The organism is Photobacterium sanctipauli, from assembly GCF_003026495.1.
Lineage (GTDB): Bacteria > Pseudomonadota > Gammaproteobacteria > Enterobacterales > Vibrionaceae > Photobacterium > Photobacterium sanctipauli.
Genome location: NZ_PYMA01000012.1, coordinates 25,529 through 44,738 on the forward strand (window position 1 = coordinate 25,529; position 19,210 = coordinate 44,738).

Below are 19,210 nucleotides of genomic sequence, written 5' to 3' on the forward strand. Positions count from 1 at the left end.
TCGTATGCGTTATATCATTGTTTGCCTTTTAGGGGTATTGGCTGCCGGTTGTGGTAATAAATACAACCAATTTTCTGATGATGTGGTGGAAAGGAAGAGTCACTGGACCACGCCTAAAGCTCGTCAGGGGAAATTGACAGAGAAAGAAATGGATATGGCTCGGATTGCCTGGAAGTATTTTGAAAATAACTACCAGGAATCAACAGGGCTTGTAAATGCGGTAAATAATTACCCTTCTGTGACCTGGTGGGATGCTGCCTCGTACATGGCGGGAATGGTAAGCGCATACGAGTTAGGAATCATTGAAAAAGAGGAATTTGACCGCCGCTTTATTCGAATGCTTACGACGTTGAACACGCTTGATCTGTTTATGAACGAGCTGCCCAATAAGGCGTATAACACACAAACTGCTGCGAAGGTGGATTACGGTAACCAACCTGGTGAGATTGGCTATTCTGCACTCGACCTTGGTCGCTTGCTGATTTGGCTACATATTATTAAGCATCGTTATCCTGAATACGCCACGGGTATTGACTCGGCAGTGCTGCGTTGGAACTTCTGTAATGTTGTCGATGAAAACGGCACCATGTTCGGTGCGCTGCTTGAAAAAGACAAGCCCGTTCAGTACTTACAGGAAGGGCGCTTGGGCTATGAGGAATATGCGGCGAAAGGTTTCCAATTATGGGGCTTTGACACTACTCAAGCTTCACTTGCAGAACCCTATAGCACCATCAACCTCTATGGTTACGATGTACCTTATGACACCCGAGACCCGCGTAAGCTGAAAGCGCACAGTTACGTTGTAACGGAAAGCTATGTCTTGGATGGTATTGAGATGGGGTGGGATGAAGTCGACGATCGTTCACCGCACGACTATAACTATTCAAGTGACTGGATTGCGGAGTTTGCCCTGCAGATCTATCGTGTTCAGGAAGAACGTTATAAGCAGACGGGTATCATCACGGCACGTACCGAGCATCAGTTAGCCGGGCCTCCATACTTCGTTTATGACACCATCTACACCGATGGCTTTGCCTGGAATACCATTTCAGAAACCGGTGAATTCCTTCCTCAATTCTCTGCTGTCGCGATAAAAGGTGCGATGGGAATGTGGGTATTGTGGGACACAGAATATACCGACTTACTTTTCGACCATATTTCGCACCTTTATGATCGTGAAAAGGGTTTTTATGAAGGGATATTTGAAAATGGTACTGGCTTAATCGATACCTTCACTTCGAATAATAACGGTATTACGCTGGAAATCTTGCTTTATAAAGAGCAAGGGAAATTACTTCAATATCAAGACAATGTTGCACCAAGCTTATGGGAGAAAGCACTAGAATCACCATTTGGCTACGAAGGCCAGTGTTTACCGCGTAAAAAACGGCAGCAATAAACTGTTGTTTCTCAGTTAAAGGGATGTAGATGTTGAGAAAAGCAGTCATTGTCGCTTCGGTATTCTACCTCGCATCATGCGGGGTAGTTTACCAAGGCGTGCAAAGTGGTATAACGAGCATGAACGAATCCCAAGTGATTCGCCAAGGCCGATACGGCGAGCTTACAGAGCAAGAACTAGAATGGGCAGAAATTGCCTGGACCTATGTTGAAAATAATACCGACCTCACTACGGGGTTGGTAAACTCCCTCGATAATTTTCCCACTACCAATTTGTCTAACCTTGCTGACTATCTTATTGCGCTGATGGCAGCACGAGAATTTGAATTTATTACCAGTAAAGAGCACGACGAGCGTTTGACACTCGTGCTTTCTTTTCTTAATGAAATGCCCCTAGGACTTACCGGTGTCCCTAATAAGGTATACAGCACGGGTACAGGCATGATGGTGGACTACGGTAATCAGCCTGGAGAAGTGGGGTGGTCATCGATTGATATTGGCCGGTTATTGATTGTGCTGGCGATGACGAAGCAGCGTAACCCAGAATTTTCTGAATATGTTGATAAAGCTGTGCTTCGCTGGAATTTCTGTGAGCTGGTCACTGAAGATGGCGAGCTATACGGTGGTGTTGTTAATAACGGCCAAGTACAACGCTTCAAAGAAGGCCGACTAGGTATCGAAGAGTACACTTCGTATGGTTACCTGGATTGGCAGATAGTGCCCGAAAAAGCCATGATGCTTGATCCTTATGAAGTCGTGACAATTAACGGCATCGACCTGCTATTCGATGGCCGTGACCCAAGGCACTATGATGTACTTCGGCCTGTGTATAGCACGCCTTATTTATTGTTAGGGTTAGAGTTTAACTGGGACAATATTGCAGATACACAGTCGAACGATTCGCAACACAGCAATGAAGTATTGGCGGCGATGGCAGATTCGATTTACCGGATACAAGAATCTCGCTGGGAAGTCGATAGGATCTATACCGCAAGAGGAGAACATATCGTAACGGGTGAGCCGTACTTTGTATATGACAGTATTTATGCTCTTGGTACACCTTGGATAACGGTGGCAGAAGACGGCAGTGATCACGACGAGAAAGCCTTGGTATCTACCCGTGTTGCATTCCAGATGTGGGCATTGTGGAAAACGGACTACACCAAGCGGTTAATGACTTTGGTCAGGGAGCTCTATGATCCTGAGCGGGGCTGGTATGAAGGCCGTTATGAGCTTACAAGTAGCTATGAAAAAAGTATTTCCTTGCAAACCAATGCCGGGGTATTGGAAGCGTTGATGTACAAGGCGAACGGTAAACTTTATCAACCACGTGGAGATAAAGAGTATCGTGATGTGCAGTTTGATTCGCGTTTTTATCATCCAGGCCGCTGTTTGGTGGAGACATTCCGATGAGAATATACGTGTTATTCGCTTTTATTTCGGTTCTTGTTATTACACCTGTTTCTGGCGTTAAGGCAGCTGCTGTTGATGTGGAGCTTTCCCATTATGCTAAGGCGACCCACCTTGCGAACCTTGGACGGTATCAGCAAGCATCGGAGCAATGGCATCGGTTGACCATTATATTTTTAAGCTCGGAAGCCAAGTTAGGGCGTAAGCGTATGTGGCAATATGCTGGCCTATCAGAGGCTCTAGCTGCTGCCGCGGCGGATAAAGCGAATAGTGCTGATGCCTACCAGTATTGGGCCGACAGTACCCGTTACCTAATGACAGGGGGAACCAACTGGGATCAAATGCGCAAGAAATTACACCGGCGGTATGAAAGGGCCAATACCTTGTTATCGACCCAATTGCAGGTAGCAGATCTTGCCTCGAGTGTGGATGCGGAGTGGCAACAAGAGTTAAGTACACTACAAACATGGGACGAAAAGCTGGGCTTATATCGCTTTAGCAGTCCAAAGTTAGGACTACAAGATACGCGACATGATCAGGCGGTTAAAGAGGCTATTCCACCGCCAAAGCCAATGACGACCTATCAACCGCGCGGCGGGGCAAAAAAACTAAGTGGTCTAAGCAAAACGTTCAGTAACGAACAGCAGTTTGTTCCTGTGGTCGCACCTTCGGCTTCTGCATCTGCCCAAGAAGAGGAAGGAATTATTACCCCAACGCTCAAACAGAATCGCCCCCAGCAAGTTAATAATACTGTTTCGATTGAACTTGCCGAAACGTCGGTGACTCGCCACTTGGTGGTCTCTGATGCTGACATCAAACTTGATACCGCGCCCGTGATGAGCAAAGGGATAGTTATTTCCTCGCCAACGTCATCAGCAGCGGGCACGAGGCAGAAAACGATTTCACTTCTTCCTGATAATGGGGATCTTGACGAAGTAGTACCTGAGAAAATCTTGCCAAAGAAAGTGGTGAAAGCTAACTCAATAGACGCTGCACCGGTCCAAGCTCCTGTTGAGCAAACAGCGGAAGTCGCGACTGGGCAAGCCATTGAAAGCGAAGCGAGCAATGGGGTGGTTGTGACGCCAATAGAGGCCATTGAATATGATGAGCAAGTCGTTACGTCACCAGTATCAAATGTATCACCGACGATAGATCTTCAACAAACAGATACAAGCCCTGAAACGGAGAATAAGACGGATAGTATTGTTAATCCGGTCCTTCCCCGCGCCAATATTGCAAGTGAAGAAAGCCGAGGTGTTGAAGCCCAACAAAGAAGAAGCTTTGCCCCAGTGAGCTCAAACTAGATACTCTTTTTCAGTGTTAAGCATCGAGTGAAGCTTTAGCTATTAACTAAGCTGATGATTGCATAATGATAAAGAAGTGTGATGGCTTTATCGTTTCAGTAACTATATGAAATTAGTTGTGTAATTTTTTTGTCTTTATAGTCCCTCTTACTATGATTAATTTAAGCCCTGTTGTCGTTGTGGGTGAGTACCTAAGGAGTTAGTTAAGAAGGAATATAGGCAATGACAGCATCAGAGAAAATAGTGCACACTGCATTGAACGAGGCGAGCGATTATTTTGATTTAACCGATTCAAGTCACCAAAAGAGGTTATTAGCGTTAGCCAATACGCTTTATTGCCTGAAAGATATTTCTAATAGCTACTATCAAGAATTGCTTGCCAAACAACAATGTCCATTAGAGTTTAGACTCGCTGTTAAATTAGTTGAATCTCGTCGTTATATTTTAAAATTGACGAAGCCTGTTACTGTTGGCGTTGTATTTGCCATGTGGGGTGAACATAATCGCCTGAATGAAAAAAATGTCACCAACCCAAATGGGGAAGATTCGTTACGCGTTAAAATCAACCAACTTAACTGGGTGACCCAAGGCACAGTGGTTGATTGGCATTTATATCCTGTCGATGACGGATGCCCTCATGGCAGTGCCAATATTGCCGAAGGGATCTTGAATGACCATCCAGACAAGCAAAAAGTAACCGTTTTACGCTTAGCTGACGCACTGCCTGCTGAAAGTGGCCCGCTAAGCAACTTAGCGAGTGCGGATGATTCACGTAAAGGTGGGGCAATCATTTATGGTTGTGATCAAGCAATTAAAGATGGCGCAGATTGTGTCATGTATACCGATGCTGATAACTCAGTTCACCTTGGTCAACTTGGCCTCTTGCTGAAACCTTATGTAAGCGACAATGCCCAAGTTGTATTAGGTAATCGCAAACACCAAGACTCAATATTGGTTAAGCAAGAAGAACGTTGGGGTGTCGGCATTAAAACCTTGCGTCATATGCAACGTATGTTAGGTAGGGCCATTTTCTCTAATGGTATCAAAGACACCCAAGCTGCATTTAAACTTTACGATAAGCAAGTGATCAAAGACATTCTTGTAGCGCCTTCGGTATACGACTTCTCGTTTGATACTGATTGGATCTTTGCCGCGATGAAAGGGGATTACGATTTACAAACCGTACCATTTGCTTTCATCGATTCTGCTGCCGAGTCAGCTTCGATTGTGCAGGGGCCAATGACAACATGGTATACGCTGCTAAGTGGTTTGGTCAAAGCAGCACAAGATAGAGATGTTGATCATAATATTCATATGGCAGCGATATTTGATGAACAAATCAAAAGCCATAAAGATCTTGAGCTAATTATTGATATTTTGCCGCCAGCTTTGGCTGAGATAGATGATCAATTACTTGGCGATCCTTTGGTATTTTCTCCTACCGAGCTGGAAGCTTGGTTGGAGGAAATAAAACAGGCGGATGTTGCCACCGTTTCTTAATTATTTTGTGTGATCACTACGTGTAGAAGTGAGTTTGTAACTATAAAAATAACAAAGAAAACAAAGCGTATAGATGAACTCTATACGCTTTTTCTTTTTATACTTACTGGTCAGGGTAGAGAATATCGTTGTATTGGTCTGCTTTGACATCGGAGAACCGGTCTTCAAGACAAACCGCCTCTTTGGCGTCACAGTAGACCTTGTTACTTAATGAGTAGCGTGTGGTATCAAAATTATCGCTGCCCACATCGTTAATGAGCTTCATCATTTTATCTTGTGCTTCTTGACCCAAGTACTCTTTGGTAAACCCCATCGAGATACCGTAGCTATCAACGCAAAAGCCTGCTTTCTTATCACAAATTACCCCACTATCAGGCGAATAAACGTTCTCTGACAGGGTTGCTTGGGCCTGAACCAGCCCGTAACTGAAGAAAAACGCAAGGTGAAAAAAGAGTAGGATGATCACTTTCATACCGCCACCAATTAGCAATGCCAAACCTTGTTAATAATAGCGTTTATAATGAGTACAAGTGAACGGAGGGCAAAATGATGAACTGGTATCTGTTGGTTTTAAAGAAATATGCGGTGTTTTCAGGGCGAGCGAGACGCCAGGAGTATTGGTATTTCATTCTTATCAATATGGTGATTGGCTTTATTCTGCAAGTGATTAACCAGCAGTTCATTAACCCTGCGGATGCCGGAGGCGGTGTACTTGGAATGATCTATTCACTGGCAGTGTTAGTGCCAACACTGGCTGTTGGTGTACGTCGATTGCACGATACTGGCCGGGCTGGTTGGTGGCTACTGCTTGGCCTCATACCTGTTATTGGGATCCTTGTTCTTATTTTCTTTTTTATTCAGGATAGCGAGGCGGGAAACAATGAATATGGTGCTAACCCTAAGCAAGAAGATAGCGCGCATATGAGTGTGTAAGTTGAACTCAATATACTGATCTCGCCATAATCGTAATTTGTGTTTTTACTAAGAATCTATTCTCAATTACGAGAATAGAGACAGTTATTTCATATTTAAGTAAGCCTTTCTGAAGGCTTACTTTGTTGAGAATCAATAAGCTAGCAGTTTGGGCTGCCAATCTGCCTTCGCATAGGCATATTCTACATTCTTCTACACTTAAGCAGGAAAATTGCACACATGTTCTGTCATGCAGGCTGCATGGCGAAGTAACATGCTTTAGTTGGCTGAAAAGATGCTACAGATTTCTGTGGAGTATCAAATGAAGATTAACAAGATAACCCTGACGTTGTTGGCGACTTTTATTGGTTTTTCCTCCCATGCGATAGCTTCTGGCAAATATGGTGGTCATTACGATAGTGGAGATGGTGATTCGTATCATAGTGAGCACGACACCAGCAAAGGGAATTACTACAAGAAAAAAACCTATAAGCATAAAGAACATTACTATTACGAGTCTTATTCTGAGTATGTCTATCCTTATGGTGATGATAGCCATGTTAGCGGCTCAGGCGATGATAGCTCTGGCGATCATTATAATGATCACGATAATGGGCATGAGCCAGATGACTCAGGGGCGGGAGATGGGTACTCTCACAGTGATGGAGAAGATACAACGAAACGTTTAGCGCTTCGTTTGATTGGGGCTGGTGAAATGAAAGAAGGGACAGTGCCTGATTACGATGGTGATAAATATCCCGACCCGGCCATTTGCTTCGATGTTGATCTACAAGATATTGCCACAGGAGAGGTGATAGGTAGCGCAACAGATTGTTTATCTGAAATCATGAACGTGGGTGATGGGCTTAAACTTATCGGCACCACATTCTTTTACCTTGATGGTGGCACTATCATTACGCGCGGAATCACGACAGTTCAGCCTGTTGCTGATGAACCGGGCACAGATCCAAGTTCAATCATTACCCCAGAAGGCCGTGAAATCACCCATATTACGGGGGCATCCAGCACCGAAAATGCTGTTTTGAAAGCATATGGTGATTATGCTTGGCACCAAGGTACGGTGCGTTTATCTGGCATGGTGGACATGGCGAATTTCACGGGTGCGGTTGGTTCAGAAATCTACTTTGATTGCTTGTTCTTGCTGAATCTGGAAGAGAAGAAACAGACCAAGCCGTATTGGTGGAACTGGTATCGTCGCCATTACTACCAAGATAACCATTATGATGAGAAAGGTGACGATAGCAAAGGCAGCTATAAACATGAAAGTTACTCATCAAGCTCGAATGGTAACCACAGCTATCGCTCGTCTACGACATATAGTTCAAGTTCTTCAAAAGGCTATTAGTTGCTTTTGATCTTTAGCTAGATAGTTGAGTGAAATAAAACAGAGCCCCAGATGTTGTCTGGGGCTTTGTGGTTATTAGCGATTGCCGCTAAAAATAATTAGGCTTTAGCAAACTTATAGGTACGGTAACCACCAATTAGGTTACGTGCCTTATAGTCGTTGTTAACCAGCTGGCGGTACGCGACGTTGCCTCGTAAGCCAACTTGGCAGTAAATCACGATTTCTTTGTCTTTTGGCAGCTCATTCATTCGGTCACGTAATTGATCGACAGGAATGTTGATTGCGCCTTCCAAGTAGCCGACATTTTTCAGCTCGTTAGGGTTGCGAACATCAAGTAGCAGTTGGTCTTCTGACAAGTTGTCGATTTCGTCGAAGTGGATAGGTGTCGCATCGCCTTTGATGATGTTGTTGGCGACAAAGGCAGCTTGGTTGATCACATCTTTGGCGCTGCCAAACGGTGGTGCATAGGTCAGCTCTAGGTGTTGGAGTTGTTCTACGGTCATGCCCGCGCGTTGGGCGACGGCCATAATATCAATGCGCTTATCGACGCCGTCTTTACCTGCGGCTTGGGCACCCAAGATCTTACCGTTCTCAGGATCAAACAACATTTTGAATGAAACCACTTCAGCGCCAGGGTAGTAGCTCGCATGACTTGCAGTGTGAACGTAAACCTTCTCGTAACGAACATTGTCGCGCTTAAGCTGCTTTTCATTCTTACCGGTAGAGGCAATCGCTAAGTCAAAAACTTTACAGATAGCTGTGCCCTGAGTGCCTTGATAGGTTTCTTGGCGACCCAGCATATTGTCGGCAGCCATACGGCCTTGTCGGTTAGCCGGACCTGCAAGTGGTACCAGTGTTTGTTCACCAGTGACAAAATCGTGTTCTTCGACAGCATCACCCACTGCATAAATCGCGGGATCATTGGTCTGCATAAACTCATTAGTACGAATACCACCAAGCTCACCTAAATCGAGTCCGGCATCGACGGCCAGCTTAGTTTCGGGTTTCACCCCGATAGCCATGATCAGAATATCAGTATTAAGGGTATCGCCATTACTGAGTGTCAGTGCCAGTTCGCCCGTTAAGTGCTGGTGGTCACTGTCTTCACCAGCATCTTCGTTGGCAACAGATTGAGTAGGCTTATACTCGACAGCTTCCAAGGCAACACCCAAACGAAGATCGACACCCTGATCTTTGATGGTTTGGTGAACAAACCCTGCCATTTCACGATCAACTGGGGTCATGACTTGATCGGCCATCTCGATAAGCGATGTGTTGATCCCCAATTGGTGGAAGGCTTCCATCATCTCTAAACCGATAAAACCACCGCCGACAACCGTGGCGTGTTCAGGCTTGTTTACCGAGATAGTCTGAATGATCTTATCCATATCTGGAATATTGCGCAGCGAGTGGGTCAGCGGGTTATCGATACCCGGAATGATTGGGATAATTGGGGCTGCGCCTGGGCTAAGTAGCAAGAAGTCATAGCTTTCTTGGTATTCGGTATTATCAAGCGTGTTGCGAACAGTTACGCACTTTTCTTCACGGTTAATAGCAACGACCTCGTTCATGACACGAACATCAACATTGAATCGAGCCAAGAAGCTTGCTGGTGTTTGAAGAAGCAATTTGCTGCGATCCTGAATATCGCCACCGATGTGGTACGGTAGACCACAGTTGGCAAAGGATACAAACTCACCACGCTCGAACATGATGATTTCTGCATCTTCACTTAAGCGCCTTGCGCGGGCCGCTGCCGAGGCACCACCTGCAACGCCACCAACAATCAGAATCTTACTCATTTTATTCTCCATTCAATCTAAAGTGATATCACTATCAAGTATCTAAACTATCAATATCACAGCATTGTATCCGATTACTATAAAACCTTAAATTAGCAATGTCTAATTTAAATTTTGCTTAATTAGTGTTGACTGAATAAATAATTTTAGTAACCTCTAATATATAGAGTTAAGCATTAGGGCTAAAGACATGAATTTTACTATTCCATGGGATGCATTACTCGGCGGCATGTTGCTAGGGGTCTCTGCAGTGTTGTTGTTACTAATGAGTGGCAGAATCGCAGGGATCAGCGGGATTGTATCGGGGTTGTTACAGCCTAAGTCAGGGGAGACGAGCTGGCGGGGACTGTTTGTGATCGGTATGGTTGCCAGTGGTGCCGCCGCGCCGTTGATTGGGTTTTCATTACCAGAAGCTCTGCCGGTATCTTCACTATTGTGGGTCTCGCTAGCAGGCTTGCTTGTTGGCTTTGGCAGTAAGCTGGGTAATGGTTGTACCAGCGGTCATGGTATTTGTGGCATGGGACGGTTCTCAACGCGATCTATTATCGCGACATGCACATTTATGGTAGTCGCGATGGTAACCGTTTTTGTTCGACTGCACGTGTTAGGGAAGTAGTGATGATGAAGAAATTTGTACCTAATTTGGTGGCATTGTTCGCTGGCCTGCTGTTTGGTTTGGGCATGATGGTCTCGGGCATGGTTGATCCCGAGCGAGTGATTGGTTTTTTGGATGTTGCAGGAAACTGGGATCCTAGTTTGGCATTTGTGATGGGGGGAGCACTGCTGGTGTTTGTACCAAGCTACCAGTTGTTGATAAAACCCCGCCAATCACCGGTTTGCAGCGCTGAATTTAAAGTATCAAAAAGTAAAACAGTGGATAGCCGATTAGTAACAGGCGCAGCGTTGTTTGGCTTGGGGTGGGGGATTGCCGGAGTCTGCCCGGGCCCTGCAGTTACTTCACTGTCAGGTTTTAATCCCGCGATGATCTTGTTTATTGCCACTATGCTAGCCGGCATGCTGGTTGGAAACTATGTTACTAAGGCGAAGGGTTGAATACCTTATTCACAGGATTACTGGCTTAGATAAACGGGCAAAGAATAACCAGAGGCACCCATGAAGAGCCGTGGGTGCCCCTCGGGTTTCACGAAATCGCTTCAAAATTGTTGTTGAACCACTGCAATGGCTCGCTCAGTTTGGTGACACTACCGATGACAATCAGGGCGGGGCTGACTGCTGTTTTGGCTGCCCTTGGTAAGTTAGCCAAGTTAGCGGTTATCACACGTTGCTCTTTGCGGGTGCCGTTTTCGATGATGGCACAGGGGGTATCAGGGGCAAGGCCGTGAGTGATCAGCTTGTCGCAAATGTGCCCACTTTGCTTAAGGCCCATGTAGAACACCAAGGTGTTGTTGGATTGCGCCAGCGATGACCATTCAATTTCGCGGCCATCTTTTTGCACGTGGCCAGTAATAAACTGGACACTCTGCGCATGGTCACGGTGGGTGAGCGGGATCCCGGCATAGGCAGTTGCGCCTGCTGCGGCTGTGATCCCCGGCACAACTTCATATTCAATACCGTGTTGAGCAAGTTCTTCCAACTCTTCGCCACCGCGACCGAAAATAAAGGAATCGCCGCCTTTCAGGCGCACTACATGCTTACCTTCTTTGGCTTTTTCGACCAAAATTTGGTTGATCTGATCTTGCGGTACACAGTGGAAATCAAGTTTCTTGCCAACATAAACCATTTCTGCGGATGTATCTGCCAGCGCCAGGATCTCTTTAGATACGAGTCGGTCATAGACGACCACGTCTGCAGCTTGTATGACCCTCAAGCCTTTCACCGTCAGTAGGTCAGGATCGCCTGGACCTGCACCAACAAGGGATACGAAACCGTTATTTAATGATGTGTGGTTGATGGTCATAGCAAGGCCTGTCATTTGAAATTTGAATATACCAAAATCACTTTGCTTGTTATAAAAGTGACTTTGGTATAGATAAAATCAAAACTCGGCAAGCTACCACAAGGGCTACTACTTTATACTTTAAAAACAATATAATACGCCAGTATGTTTAGTGGCCCCACCAAGTTGAGGCCACTTGATGTAGATTATCGAGTGCTTAATGCAGGCTCAGCATTCACATCCGCTTCAGTGTTAAGAGCTGGTGCTGTTTTTGCGTGAGTCAGGTAAAGTGGGATACACGTAAATAGCAGGCCACCGACTAGGTTACCTAGAATGGTCGGGATAAGGTTGAAGTTCAACCAGGTTGCAATGCCGAAGTCAGCGCCTAGCATCATGCCCAGCGGGAACAAGAACATGTTGACGACTGCATGCTCGAATACCAATGCGAAGAAGATAAAGATGGGTAGCCACATTGCCGCAATTTTGCCTGCGACACTGCGTGCCGTCATGTTACCAATCACACCTAGGCAGACCATCAAGTTGCAAAGGATGCCGCGTACGAAACAAGTGATCCAGCCGTTTGCGCCCAACTCTTCAAAGCCCACTGTACGTGCTGTTGCGGCTTTAATGAAAGTTTGGCCGACGGCGCCAGGTTCAACGCTGAAGTTCATCGTGAACGACAGGGCGATGAGGAAGGCAACAAGCAGTGAACCGATTAGGTTACCAAGGCCAACCAACCCCCAGCAGCGAAGGACACGGCTCCACGTTATTCCCGGGCGGTTTTCAAATTTCGCCAACGGGGCGAGTCCAAACACCCCCGTGACGAGGTCGTAGCCCATCAGGCTCAAGATACAAAAGCCAACAGGGAAGACAATAGCGCCCACCACGCCAATGCCGGTTTGGGTAATGGTGGTGATCGCGACCACCACCGCTAATGAGAGAATGATGCCTGCCATCGTGCCGCGTAAAATCAAATCACGTGCCGAGGTCCGTACCTTTGCTTCGCCAGTGTTGATCATCGTCTGGATGAATTCAGCAGGTTTTGAGTAAGACATAATCTTCCTTATTGTCTAAAGTTTAAAATTTAAAAATTAAGATTGAATAGACAAAGGCTCCAAGCACCGAACTTTCATTCCGAATCAACGTTACTCCCGAATCAATACGGGTTCGGATCAAGAAGCCTTTTTGCTATTGAATCTCAGCGATTAAGCGGCGATTTCCACCTTACTATCGCTAACACGGGCTTTGAACGCTTTGATATTAAAGCGCTCGTCTTCCATGCAAGCACCGGTTGCGAGGTTAAAACGTTGCTTTTTCAATGGGCTTGCTACCCAAAGCTCGCCCTGGTGCTCGCAAATCATACCGCGTGACAACACGTTAGAGCGAGCAAACGGGTCCATATTGCTGATAGCAAATACCTTTTCTTCGCCGCTTGGACGAAATACCGCTACCTGCTGGCCTTTTACGAGTGCACAAACCCCAGTGCCTGGAATGATGTCATTGATGTTGCAGATGTGTTCGAATGCCATGATTAGTTCTCCAGTTCCACGTGCAGGATGTCGCCTTTGGCTTCAGGGTTTTTCTCGGTGAAGGTGGCAGGGCGGTGCTGGTCACGCTCAGAAACGAATACCACGTTGTCATCGCGCTTATCAGAGTTGATGAAGTGGCTGAAGCGCTTCAACTGGTCTTCGCTGTCTAGCGTTGACGTCCACTCACACTGGTAAGTGTCGATGAGCTTGTTGATGTCCGCTTCAAGCTGGTTATTGATACCCAGTTTGTCGTCGATAACCACTTCACGCAGGTATTCAATACCGCCCTCAAGGTTTTCCAACCATACCGATGTACGCTGCAGCTTGTCAGCGGTGCGAACGTAGAACATCAGGTAACGGTCGATGTACTTGAGCAGGGTTTCTTTATCCAAATCGGTTGCTAACAACTCTGCATGGCGCGGCGTCATACCGCCGTTGCCGCCAACATACATGTTCCAGCCCGCATCGGTAGCAATCACACCTAGGTCTTTGCCTTGTGCTTCAGCGCACTCACGGGTACAACCCGATACACCGAACTTCATCTTGTGCGGGGTACGGATACCCTTGTAGCGGTTCTCTAGCTCGACCCCCAAGCCAACGCTGTCTTGCACGCCGTAACGGCACCAAGTGCTACCGACACAGGTTTTCGCCATGCGAAGGGCTTTCGCATATGCTTGGCCAGTCTCGAAGCCTGCACCGATGAGCTTTTCCCAGATGGAAGGAAGGTCATCTTTTTGGGCGCCAAATAGGCCGATACGTTGTGCGCCGGTGATTTTGGTGTATAGGCTGTATTCGCTTGCCACTTCCGCCACTGCCTTCAAGCCCTCTGGCGTGACTTCACCGCCTGCCATACGCGGAATGACTGAGTAGGTGCCGTCTTTTTGCATGTTGCCAAGGAAGATATCATTGGTATCTTGCAGTGGGGTGTTCTGTGGCGTCAGTACGTAATCGTTCCAGCTAGAAGCGAGGATAGAGCCCACAGCTGGTTTACACACTTCACAGCCATAGCCTTTGCCGTATTTCTCAAGCAGCTCATCGAAAGATTTAATTTCTTCCACGCGGATCAGGTGGAATAGCTCTTGGCGAGAGTATTCGAAGTGTTCACAAAGGTGGTTGTTAACCTCGATACCGGCTTTGGCAAGTTCGGCATTAAGCACTTGGGTGATTAACGGCAAACAACCGCCACAGCCGGTACCGGCACCTGTTACCGACTTGATTTCGCCCAATGTGGTGTGGCCATCAGCCACAGCAGCGGCCACTTTTCCCTTGGTCACGTCAAAGCAAGAACAGATGACCGCGGTATCCGGCAGAGAGTCAGCGCCCATTGCCGGCTTTTCGGCACCCGCGTGGGCAGGGAGAATGAGCGTGTCTGGGTGCTTTGGTAGTTCAATTTCGTTCAGTTTAAGCTGAAGTAGGTTACCGTAGTCAGAGGTATCGCCAACCAGTACCGCGCCTAATAGCTTCTTGCCGTCTTCAGACACGATGATGCGCTTATAGACTTCTTCGCTCTCATCGAGGTAAACATAGCTTTTGCAGTTCGGTGTACGGCCATTGGCATCGCCGATACTCCCGACTTTCACACCCAGCAGCTTAAGCTTGGCGCTCATGTCTGCACCCTCGAACTGGTTGTCTTCACCAATGAGGTGGCTCACCGCGACCTGCGCCATTTTGTAGCCCGGTGCAACCAGGCCGTAGAATGTTTCGTTCCATGAAGCACACTCACCGATAGCGTAGACGTCTGGGTCTGAAGTCACACAGCTATCGTTAACCGCAATACCGCCACGGCGACCCGTTGCTAGGCCGCATTGCATGGCAAGTTTGTCTTGAGGGCGAATACCGGTAGAGAACACGATGAAGTCCACTTCTAGTGACGTGCCATCGGCAAAGTTCATGGTATTTCGGGCATTGTCGCCAGATGCGACGATTTCGGTGGTGTTTTTGCTGGTGTGGACATTCACGCCAAGCTTTTCGATTTTCTTGCGAAGCTGCTCGCCGCCTTGAGGGTCGAGCTGCTCAGCCATTAGTACAGGGGCAAATTCGATAATGTGAGTTTCTACCCCAAGGGCTTTGAGCGCGCCAGCGGCTTCTAGGCCGAGTAAGCCGCCGCCAACCACGACGCCGCTCTTACTGCGTTTGGCTGTTGCTTCGATAGCTTTGAGATCTTCGATGGTGCGATATACAAAGCAATCTTTGCCTTCGTTTCCTTTGATTGGTGGAACCCATGGGTATGAGCCGGTAGCCATGATGAGCTTGTCGTAGCGCACTTCGCGGCCAGAGCTGGAGTGGATGATTTTTTGTGCTCTGTTGATGGTGATGGCACGTTCGCCAATTAAGACATTGATGCCGTGTTTTTCGTAGTAGCCTTCTTTGACTAGAGAAAGCTCATCAGCGGTGTGGTGGGAGAAGTAGGAGGAGAGGTGGACGCGGTCATAAGCGACCCGGGGTTCTTCACAAAAAACGGTAACGTCAAAATTATCCAGTTCCGCTTTATCGACTAACTCCTCGATATAGCGATGGCCTACCATGCCGTTGCCTATTACAACCAATCTGACTTTGCTCATAAGATCCTCTAGTAACAAAGACTGCCAATATTTATTTTGCGCAGTGTAATAATTCAGATTGTGTAAAAAAATGATGCAAATCAATTGCAATTTCAAATAGCCCCAAAGGGGTAATTGTCTTACAATTCAGCTGGTTGTGCTAATGGTTGCAAGTATTAAATTGTTGCATATGAAGAGGGGTGGCTAAATTGTGAGCGATAAGTGTTGCACAGTATATTAAGTCATACATGCAAATTAGTCACCTGTGTTTGTTTTTTGTACAAAAAGTGATTTTTTACAATCTAAAAATATAAAATATAAAATATAAATTAAATCATCGTGTTATGAGCGGTATTTTACACCTCTCTGACCATTTTAAGGTAGGGTACCCATGCGTCTGAAAATAGTCTCATAAGCAAATGGAACCCGAATATAATGACTAAGAACAAATTAGCACTTTGTATGATCCCACTGATGGCGGGATCGTTGACAGCTTGTCTCGATGAGGAACTCACCTCAGATACAAGCCAGTTTGTGCCTTACAACCTTGATAATGTCACTTATCCGAACGACCTGTTAAAAACAGATGCTGACGGTACGTTAGAACTGCCAGTTGAGTCGAGTGGCGACGAAGTTGATTATCGCAACTATGAGAATGTGTATGGTGCCCTCGATGGCTGGTCGACTGGCTACCCAATCGTACTGCCGATTTCTGGTCCAAGTGTTGAGTTAGAGACCGCTACTTTAACAGCCAACACCTATATTCTTAATGCCAAAACCGGTGAGTTACTTGTACCGAATGACGATTATGTCGTCGAAGTAACAGAGTCTGGTGATATTCAGATCCTGCCTAAAATTGTACTGCCTGAGTCTACACCGTTTATTATTGCCCTATCAGATGGCATAACTGATATTGCTGGTACAGGATTAAAGCGTTCGAATGACTACCAGCGCTTGCTTGATGGTAATAATCTAGGCCACTCAAAGGGCGATGCTGCCGTTACTCAAGTTCAGAGTAACCACAGCCAGCTAGAGGCTGCTGGTGTACAGGGCGAGATTGTCTACAGTGCACAGTTCACTACCCAGAGCATTTATCCAGTAATGGATGCGGCGATTGGTAATATTCCAGATCAAGCTGTAGAAAATGTTGCAGCAATAAATAACAAGCCTAATGCTAAAGTATGGTCGTATTCGGCCACCATTAAGGTGCCTTATTACCTTGAACTACCTGAAAGAAATGGTGAAAACGGCACTTGCGAAGTTCCTCAATTGTACAGTGATAATACTGACGGTATTCAGTATAAGACGGTTGCAGCCGATAAGGTAAGCCACTGTGAGGCTCTGTATAGCTGGTGGAAGGGCGCAAACGGCGAGTTTGTCCATAGTGGTAATCCAGAGCCAGTTGCAACCATTGAAGAGCTAGAAATCCCGGTGATTATCTATGCGCCAAATGGCTGGACACCTGGTGCTTCAGCACTACCTGCCACGATTATTGTCCATGGTATTACCGGTACGAAAGAAGCGGCTATGACAATGACTGAGCGAGGGACAGGGGCCGATGACCAAGACCCTACGAATGATCGTTTGGTGATTGCTATCGATCAGCCTCTGCATGGTGAGCGTGGTATCGACCTAGATAAAGATGGCACAATTGATATTACCGCTTCAGCTGGAGAAGTTAATCAAGAAAAGTCGGTATACCTTAATTTGCTAAGTGCTTTGACCCTACGCGATAACCAGCGCCAGGCAGTACTTGATCAGCTAGTATTGAGAAAAGCACTTAACAATACTGGCTTTGTTGACTCAACAGATGTTAGCTTAATCGGCCACTCTTTGGGTGGGATTATCTCAACCATGGTGAGTGATTTATCTCAGAATCAGCCTGAGCTTAACTTTAACACGGTTACCCTGGTTGTTCCGGGCATGCACCTAACCGACTTGGTGATGAACTCACCACTGCTCGGCGGTGAAGTTGAAAATGAAATTAGAAGTTCAAGCGATATTCAGCTAGCCGTTGCTAGCATGGTTGGGGTCTATGATGAAGAGACGCAAACTAAGGTTGAAGGCTTAGATGCCCTGGAAGCCTACAAGGCGGAAAGCACGGAAAACGCAGAAAACGCTGCTGGAATTGAAGATATGGTGTTCGATATGGTGGCGGCAGAGATGTACCCTGGCGTGCAAACAGCAGTCGATGGTGGTGATCCAGCGAACTTTATTAAGCGTCAGTTTGAGAATAAGCAACAGCCTATTTTGTTAGTTGAAGCAGCCGGTACTTGTGATTATCACAACCCAGAGACTTGTGAAGAAGGCGTGGACTACATTCCGGATAATGTTGTAGTGAATGATGTACCGGGTAAGCCACTGGTAGGTACCGAGCCTTTGATTAAGCACTTAGAGCTTGAAGCTATTTCGGAAACAACGAGCAGTGTAACCAATACTGGGCTTCGCGGTGTGCTTCGTGCTAAGCACGGTGGTCATGGTACTTATCTGTTCCCGTATGAAGGGCCAGTAACCTACAAAGATCCGCTATATCCACAAGGCCGTCCGATGACGTATGGTGATACAGGCTTTACGGGTCACCTTGGTGATATTAATGCTTCAATGTCAATGCAGCAGCAAGCGATTGTTAGCTTCATTGAATCTGGTGGTAAAACTATCGAAATTGAAGACAGCAACATTGTACACTAAGCACAATATTGGTAAAAACTAGCTAGTGAATCGTCTTGGGGTAATCACGGACGTGATTATCCCTTGCAACTCAGCATGATTTTGGTAAAACATCAGAATAGTTGAGTAATACGGAGACAGGGATGACTGCGACAGCCAAGTCAGTGGCGGAGAAGTTATTAAGCCCAGCAATTTTAGAGCAGGTAAAAAAGCAAGGTGCAGTGAATGCCCTTGAGGAAGTCTATAGCAAAGCACGCTATGCCAGATTTACACGCGTGAAGTGGGGAGCCAACTTTTACGATGGCCTTCAGTTTGATGACGGTAGCACAATCAGTGTATATCCAACGTCATTTAACAAGCTTACGCTGATTGCTTCTAAAGTCGGTATTGCAGTAACGTCGTAACCGTATTCAATAAGCAAAAAACGTCAATCTATTGAGCCCTTTAATGGTTTTATGCCACTAAAGGGCTTTTTTATAACTGGTATAAATCAATGCGCATCAAATTCGAAAACAAAGATTTCATTTTTGGTGGTTGAGGTTAAGTGCTATGCAATATAAGTTGCTCCATGACCAAACAAAATCAGGGCAATCAACGGAAGGTTGCTGAAAATTTAGGGAAATATTGTGTATTTGGAGTACAATAAATGACCATTCTACTGCAGGGGCAAATGCTGCCGCTGGCAACGGATGTTTGCGCACATCTCAATGCTAACAACCCGCTTTCTCTTTCCCAATCTTCTGATTCTCAGTATTTCGGCTATTTTGCCGCATTTCGATTTAGCACTTCTCGCTATTAATCACTGTTACCTTTGTTGGTAATTGTGTTTGAAATCAAATAACTCATTCTTTTTATTATCTATTGGCGTAGCGTTTGAGCGATAGG

Annotated in this window: 17 protein-coding genes; 11 read left to right on the plus strand and 6 right to left on the minus strand. The window is 46.2% G+C overall.

The features are described 5' to 3' along the window. Positions 1 to 4 precede the first annotated feature (4 nt). The 4 genes from C9I98_RS17335 (at position 5) to C9I98_RS17350 (ending at position 5,612) form a co-directional block, all read left to right on the plus strand. The gene (locus C9I98_RS17335) at positions 5 to 1,399 is read left to right on the plus strand and encodes a DUF3131 domain-containing protein (RefSeq protein ID WP_107272263.1); all 1,395 of its coding nucleotides are present in this window, start codon (positions 5 to 7) and stop codon (positions 1,397 to 1,399) included. A 29-nt stretch (positions 1,400 to 1,428) separates the two neighbouring features. Next, on the plus strand, positions 1,429 to 2,811 hold the full coding sequence (locus C9I98_RS17340; protein WP_036819680.1) for a DUF3131 domain-containing protein: 1,383 nt from the start codon (positions 1,429 to 1,431) through the stop codon (positions 2,809 to 2,811). After that, complete coding sequence (locus tag C9I98_RS17345) at positions 2,808 to 4,112, plus strand: hypothetical protein (RefSeq protein WP_107272264.1); 1,305 nt, start codon at positions 2,808 to 2,810, stop codon at positions 4,110 to 4,112. The genes C9I98_RS17340 and C9I98_RS17345 overlap by 4 nt, the downstream gene beginning before the upstream one ends. A gap of 222 nt (positions 4,113 to 4,334) precedes the next feature. Then, positions 4,335 to 5,612 carry a glycosyltransferase gene (locus tag C9I98_RS17350; RefSeq protein ID WP_036818929.1) on the plus strand — a complete coding sequence of 426 codons (1,278 nt, stop codon included), beginning with the start codon at positions 4,335 to 4,337 and terminating at the stop codon, positions 5,610 to 5,612. 103 nt (positions 5,613 to 5,715) lie between these two features. Here C9I98_RS17350 and C9I98_RS17355 read toward each other — a convergent pair whose 3' ends face one another. After that, entirely contained in the window at positions 5,716 to 6,084 is a 369-nt protein-coding gene (locus C9I98_RS17355) for a YcgJ family protein (RefSeq protein ID WP_051902008.1), read from the minus strand. Positions 6,085 to 6,161: 77 nt separating this feature from the next. On the opposite strand from C9I98_RS17355, the gene C9I98_RS17360 reads away from it, so the two are divergent. Further along, positions 6,162 to 6,545: a DUF805 domain-containing protein gene (locus tag C9I98_RS17360; protein WP_036818933.1), complete on the plus strand. Its 384-nt coding sequence runs from the start codon at positions 6,162 to 6,164 to the stop codon at positions 6,543 to 6,545. 301 nt (positions 6,546 to 6,846) lie between these two features. Continuing rightward, on the plus strand, positions 6,847 to 7,890 hold the full coding sequence (locus tag C9I98_RS17365; RefSeq protein ID WP_107272265.1) for a hypothetical protein: 1,044 nt from the start codon (positions 6,847 to 6,849) through the stop codon (positions 7,888 to 7,890). 98 nt (positions 7,891 to 7,988) lie between these two features. Here the strand turns inward: C9I98_RS17365 and C9I98_RS17370 are convergent, their stop codons facing one another. Continuing rightward, a complete protein-coding gene (locus C9I98_RS17370) occupies positions 7,989 to 9,692 on the minus strand; it encodes an FAD-dependent oxidoreductase (RefSeq protein ID WP_107272266.1) in 1,704 nt (567 codons plus the stop codon). 190 nt (positions 9,693 to 9,882) lie between these two features. On the opposite strand from C9I98_RS17370, the gene C9I98_RS17375 reads away from it, so the two are divergent. Together C9I98_RS17375 and C9I98_RS17380 are read left to right on the plus strand one after the other, a co-directional pair. After that, entirely contained in the window at positions 9,883 to 10,308 is a 426-nt protein-coding gene (locus tag C9I98_RS17375) for a YeeE/YedE family protein (protein WP_107272267.1), read from the plus strand. Positions 10,309 to 10,313: 5 nt separating this feature from the next. Then, positions 10,314 to 10,745 (plus strand): YeeE/YedE family protein, encoded by a 432-nt coding sequence (locus C9I98_RS17380; RefSeq protein ID WP_036825833.1) that lies wholly within the window; start codon positions 10,314 to 10,316, stop codon positions 10,743 to 10,745. An 88-nt stretch (positions 10,746 to 10,833) separates the two neighbouring features. Here the strand turns inward: C9I98_RS17380 and cobA are convergent, their stop codons facing one another. From cobA to nirB, 4 genes are all read right to left on the minus strand, one after another. Beyond that, positions 10,834 to 11,610 carry a uroporphyrinogen-III C-methyltransferase gene (cobA, locus tag C9I98_RS17385; RefSeq protein WP_036825831.1) on the minus strand — a complete coding sequence of 259 codons (777 nt, stop codon included), beginning with the start codon at positions 11,608 to 11,610 and terminating at the stop codon, positions 10,834 to 10,836. Positions 11,611 to 11,795: 185 nt separating this feature from the next. Continuing rightward, positions 11,796 to 12,644, minus strand: a complete 849-nt coding sequence (locus tag C9I98_RS17390) for a formate/nitrite transporter family protein (protein ID WP_107272268.1) — start codon at positions 12,642 to 12,644, stop codon at positions 11,796 to 11,798. Positions 12,645 to 12,794: 150 nt separating this feature from the next. Beyond that, positions 12,795 to 13,118, minus strand: a complete 324-nt coding sequence (gene nirD, locus C9I98_RS17395) for a nitrite reductase small subunit NirD (protein WP_107272269.1) — start codon at positions 13,116 to 13,118, stop codon at positions 12,795 to 12,797. Between the two features lie 2 nt (positions 13,119 to 13,120). Continuing rightward, positions 13,121 to 15,679 (minus strand): nitrite reductase large subunit NirB, encoded by a 2,559-nt coding sequence (gene nirB, locus C9I98_RS17400; RefSeq protein ID WP_036823584.1) that lies wholly within the window; start codon positions 15,677 to 15,679, stop codon positions 13,121 to 13,123. A 414-nt stretch (positions 15,680 to 16,093) separates the two neighbouring features. On the opposite strand from nirB, the gene C9I98_RS17405 reads away from it, so the two are divergent. The 3 genes from C9I98_RS17405 to C9I98_RS26555 all read left to right on the plus strand — a co-directional run bounded on the left by C9I98_RS17405 (position 16,094) and on the right by C9I98_RS26555 (position 19,124). Next, entirely contained in the window at positions 16,094 to 18,346 is a 2,253-nt protein-coding gene (locus C9I98_RS17405) for a hypothetical protein (RefSeq protein ID WP_036818190.1), read from the plus strand. Between the two features lie 122 nt (positions 18,347 to 18,468). Continuing rightward, on the plus strand, positions 18,469 to 18,729 hold the full coding sequence (locus C9I98_RS17410; RefSeq protein WP_036818188.1) for a hypothetical protein: 261 nt from the start codon (positions 18,469 to 18,471) through the stop codon (positions 18,727 to 18,729). A gap of 242 nt (positions 18,730 to 18,971) precedes the next feature. Further along, complete coding sequence (locus C9I98_RS26555; protein WP_158262692.1) at positions 18,972 to 19,124, plus strand: hypothetical protein; 153 nt, start codon at positions 18,972 to 18,974, stop codon at positions 19,122 to 19,124. The last annotated feature ends 86 nt before the right edge of the window (positions 19,125 to 19,210 follow it).

Excerpts from the sequence above, each read along its gene's own strand:
- C9I98_RS17365 (WP_107272265.1), top strand. The coding sequence starts at position 6,847 with ATGAAGATTAACAAGATAACCCTGACGTTGTTGGCGACTTTTATTGGT.
- nirD (WP_107272269.1), bottom strand. The coding sequence starts at position 13,118 with ATGGCATTCGAACACATCTGCAACATCAATGACATCATTCCAGGCACT.
- C9I98_RS17345 (WP_107272264.1), top strand. The coding sequence starts at position 2,808 with ATGAGAATATACGTGTTATTCGCTTTTATTTCGGTTCTTGTTATTACA.
- C9I98_RS17405 (WP_036818190.1), top strand. The coding sequence starts at position 16,094 with ATGACTAAGAACAAATTAGCACTTTGTATGATCCCACTGATGGCGGGA.
- C9I98_RS17390 (WP_107272268.1), bottom strand. The coding sequence starts at position 12,644 with ATGTCTTACTCAAAACCTGCTGAATTCATCCAGACGATGATCAACACT.
- C9I98_RS17375 (WP_107272267.1), top strand. The coding sequence starts at position 9,883 with ATGAATTTTACTATTCCATGGGATGCATTACTCGGCGGCATGTTGCTA.
- C9I98_RS17370 (WP_107272266.1), bottom strand. The coding sequence starts at position 9,692 with ATGAGTAAGATTCTGATTGTTGGTGGCGTTGCAGGTGGTGCCTCGGCA.
- cobA (WP_036825831.1), bottom strand. The coding sequence starts at position 11,610 with ATGACCATCAACCACACATCATTAAATAACGGTTTCGTATCCCTTGTT.
- C9I98_RS17335 (WP_107272263.1), top strand. The coding sequence starts at position 5 with ATGCGTTATATCATTGTTTGCCTTTTAGGGGTATTGGCTGCCGGTTGT.
- C9I98_RS26555 (WP_158262692.1), top strand. The coding sequence starts at position 18,972 with ATGACCATTCTACTGCAGGGGCAAATGCTGCCGCTGGCAACGGATGTT.
- C9I98_RS17380 (WP_036825833.1), top strand. The coding sequence starts at position 10,314 with ATGAAGAAATTTGTACCTAATTTGGTGGCATTGTTCGCTGGCCTGCTG.
- C9I98_RS17360 (WP_036818933.1), top strand. The coding sequence starts at position 6,162 with ATGAACTGGTATCTGTTGGTTTTAAAGAAATATGCGGTGTTTTCAGGG.
- C9I98_RS17340 (WP_036819680.1), top strand. The coding sequence starts at position 1,429 with ATGTTGAGAAAAGCAGTCATTGTCGCTTCGGTATTCTACCTCGCATCA.
- nirB (WP_036823584.1), bottom strand. The coding sequence starts at position 15,679 with ATGAGCAAAGTCAGATTGGTTGTAATAGGCAACGGCATGGTAGGCCAT.
- C9I98_RS17350 (WP_036818929.1), top strand. The coding sequence starts at position 4,335 with ATGACAGCATCAGAGAAAATAGTGCACACTGCATTGAACGAGGCGAGC.
- C9I98_RS17355 (WP_051902008.1), bottom strand. The coding sequence starts at position 6,084 with ATGAAAGTGATCATCCTACTCTTTTTTCACCTTGCGTTTTTCTTCAGT.
- C9I98_RS17410 (WP_036818188.1), top strand. The coding sequence starts at position 18,469 with ATGACTGCGACAGCCAAGTCAGTGGCGGAGAAGTTATTAAGCCCAGCA.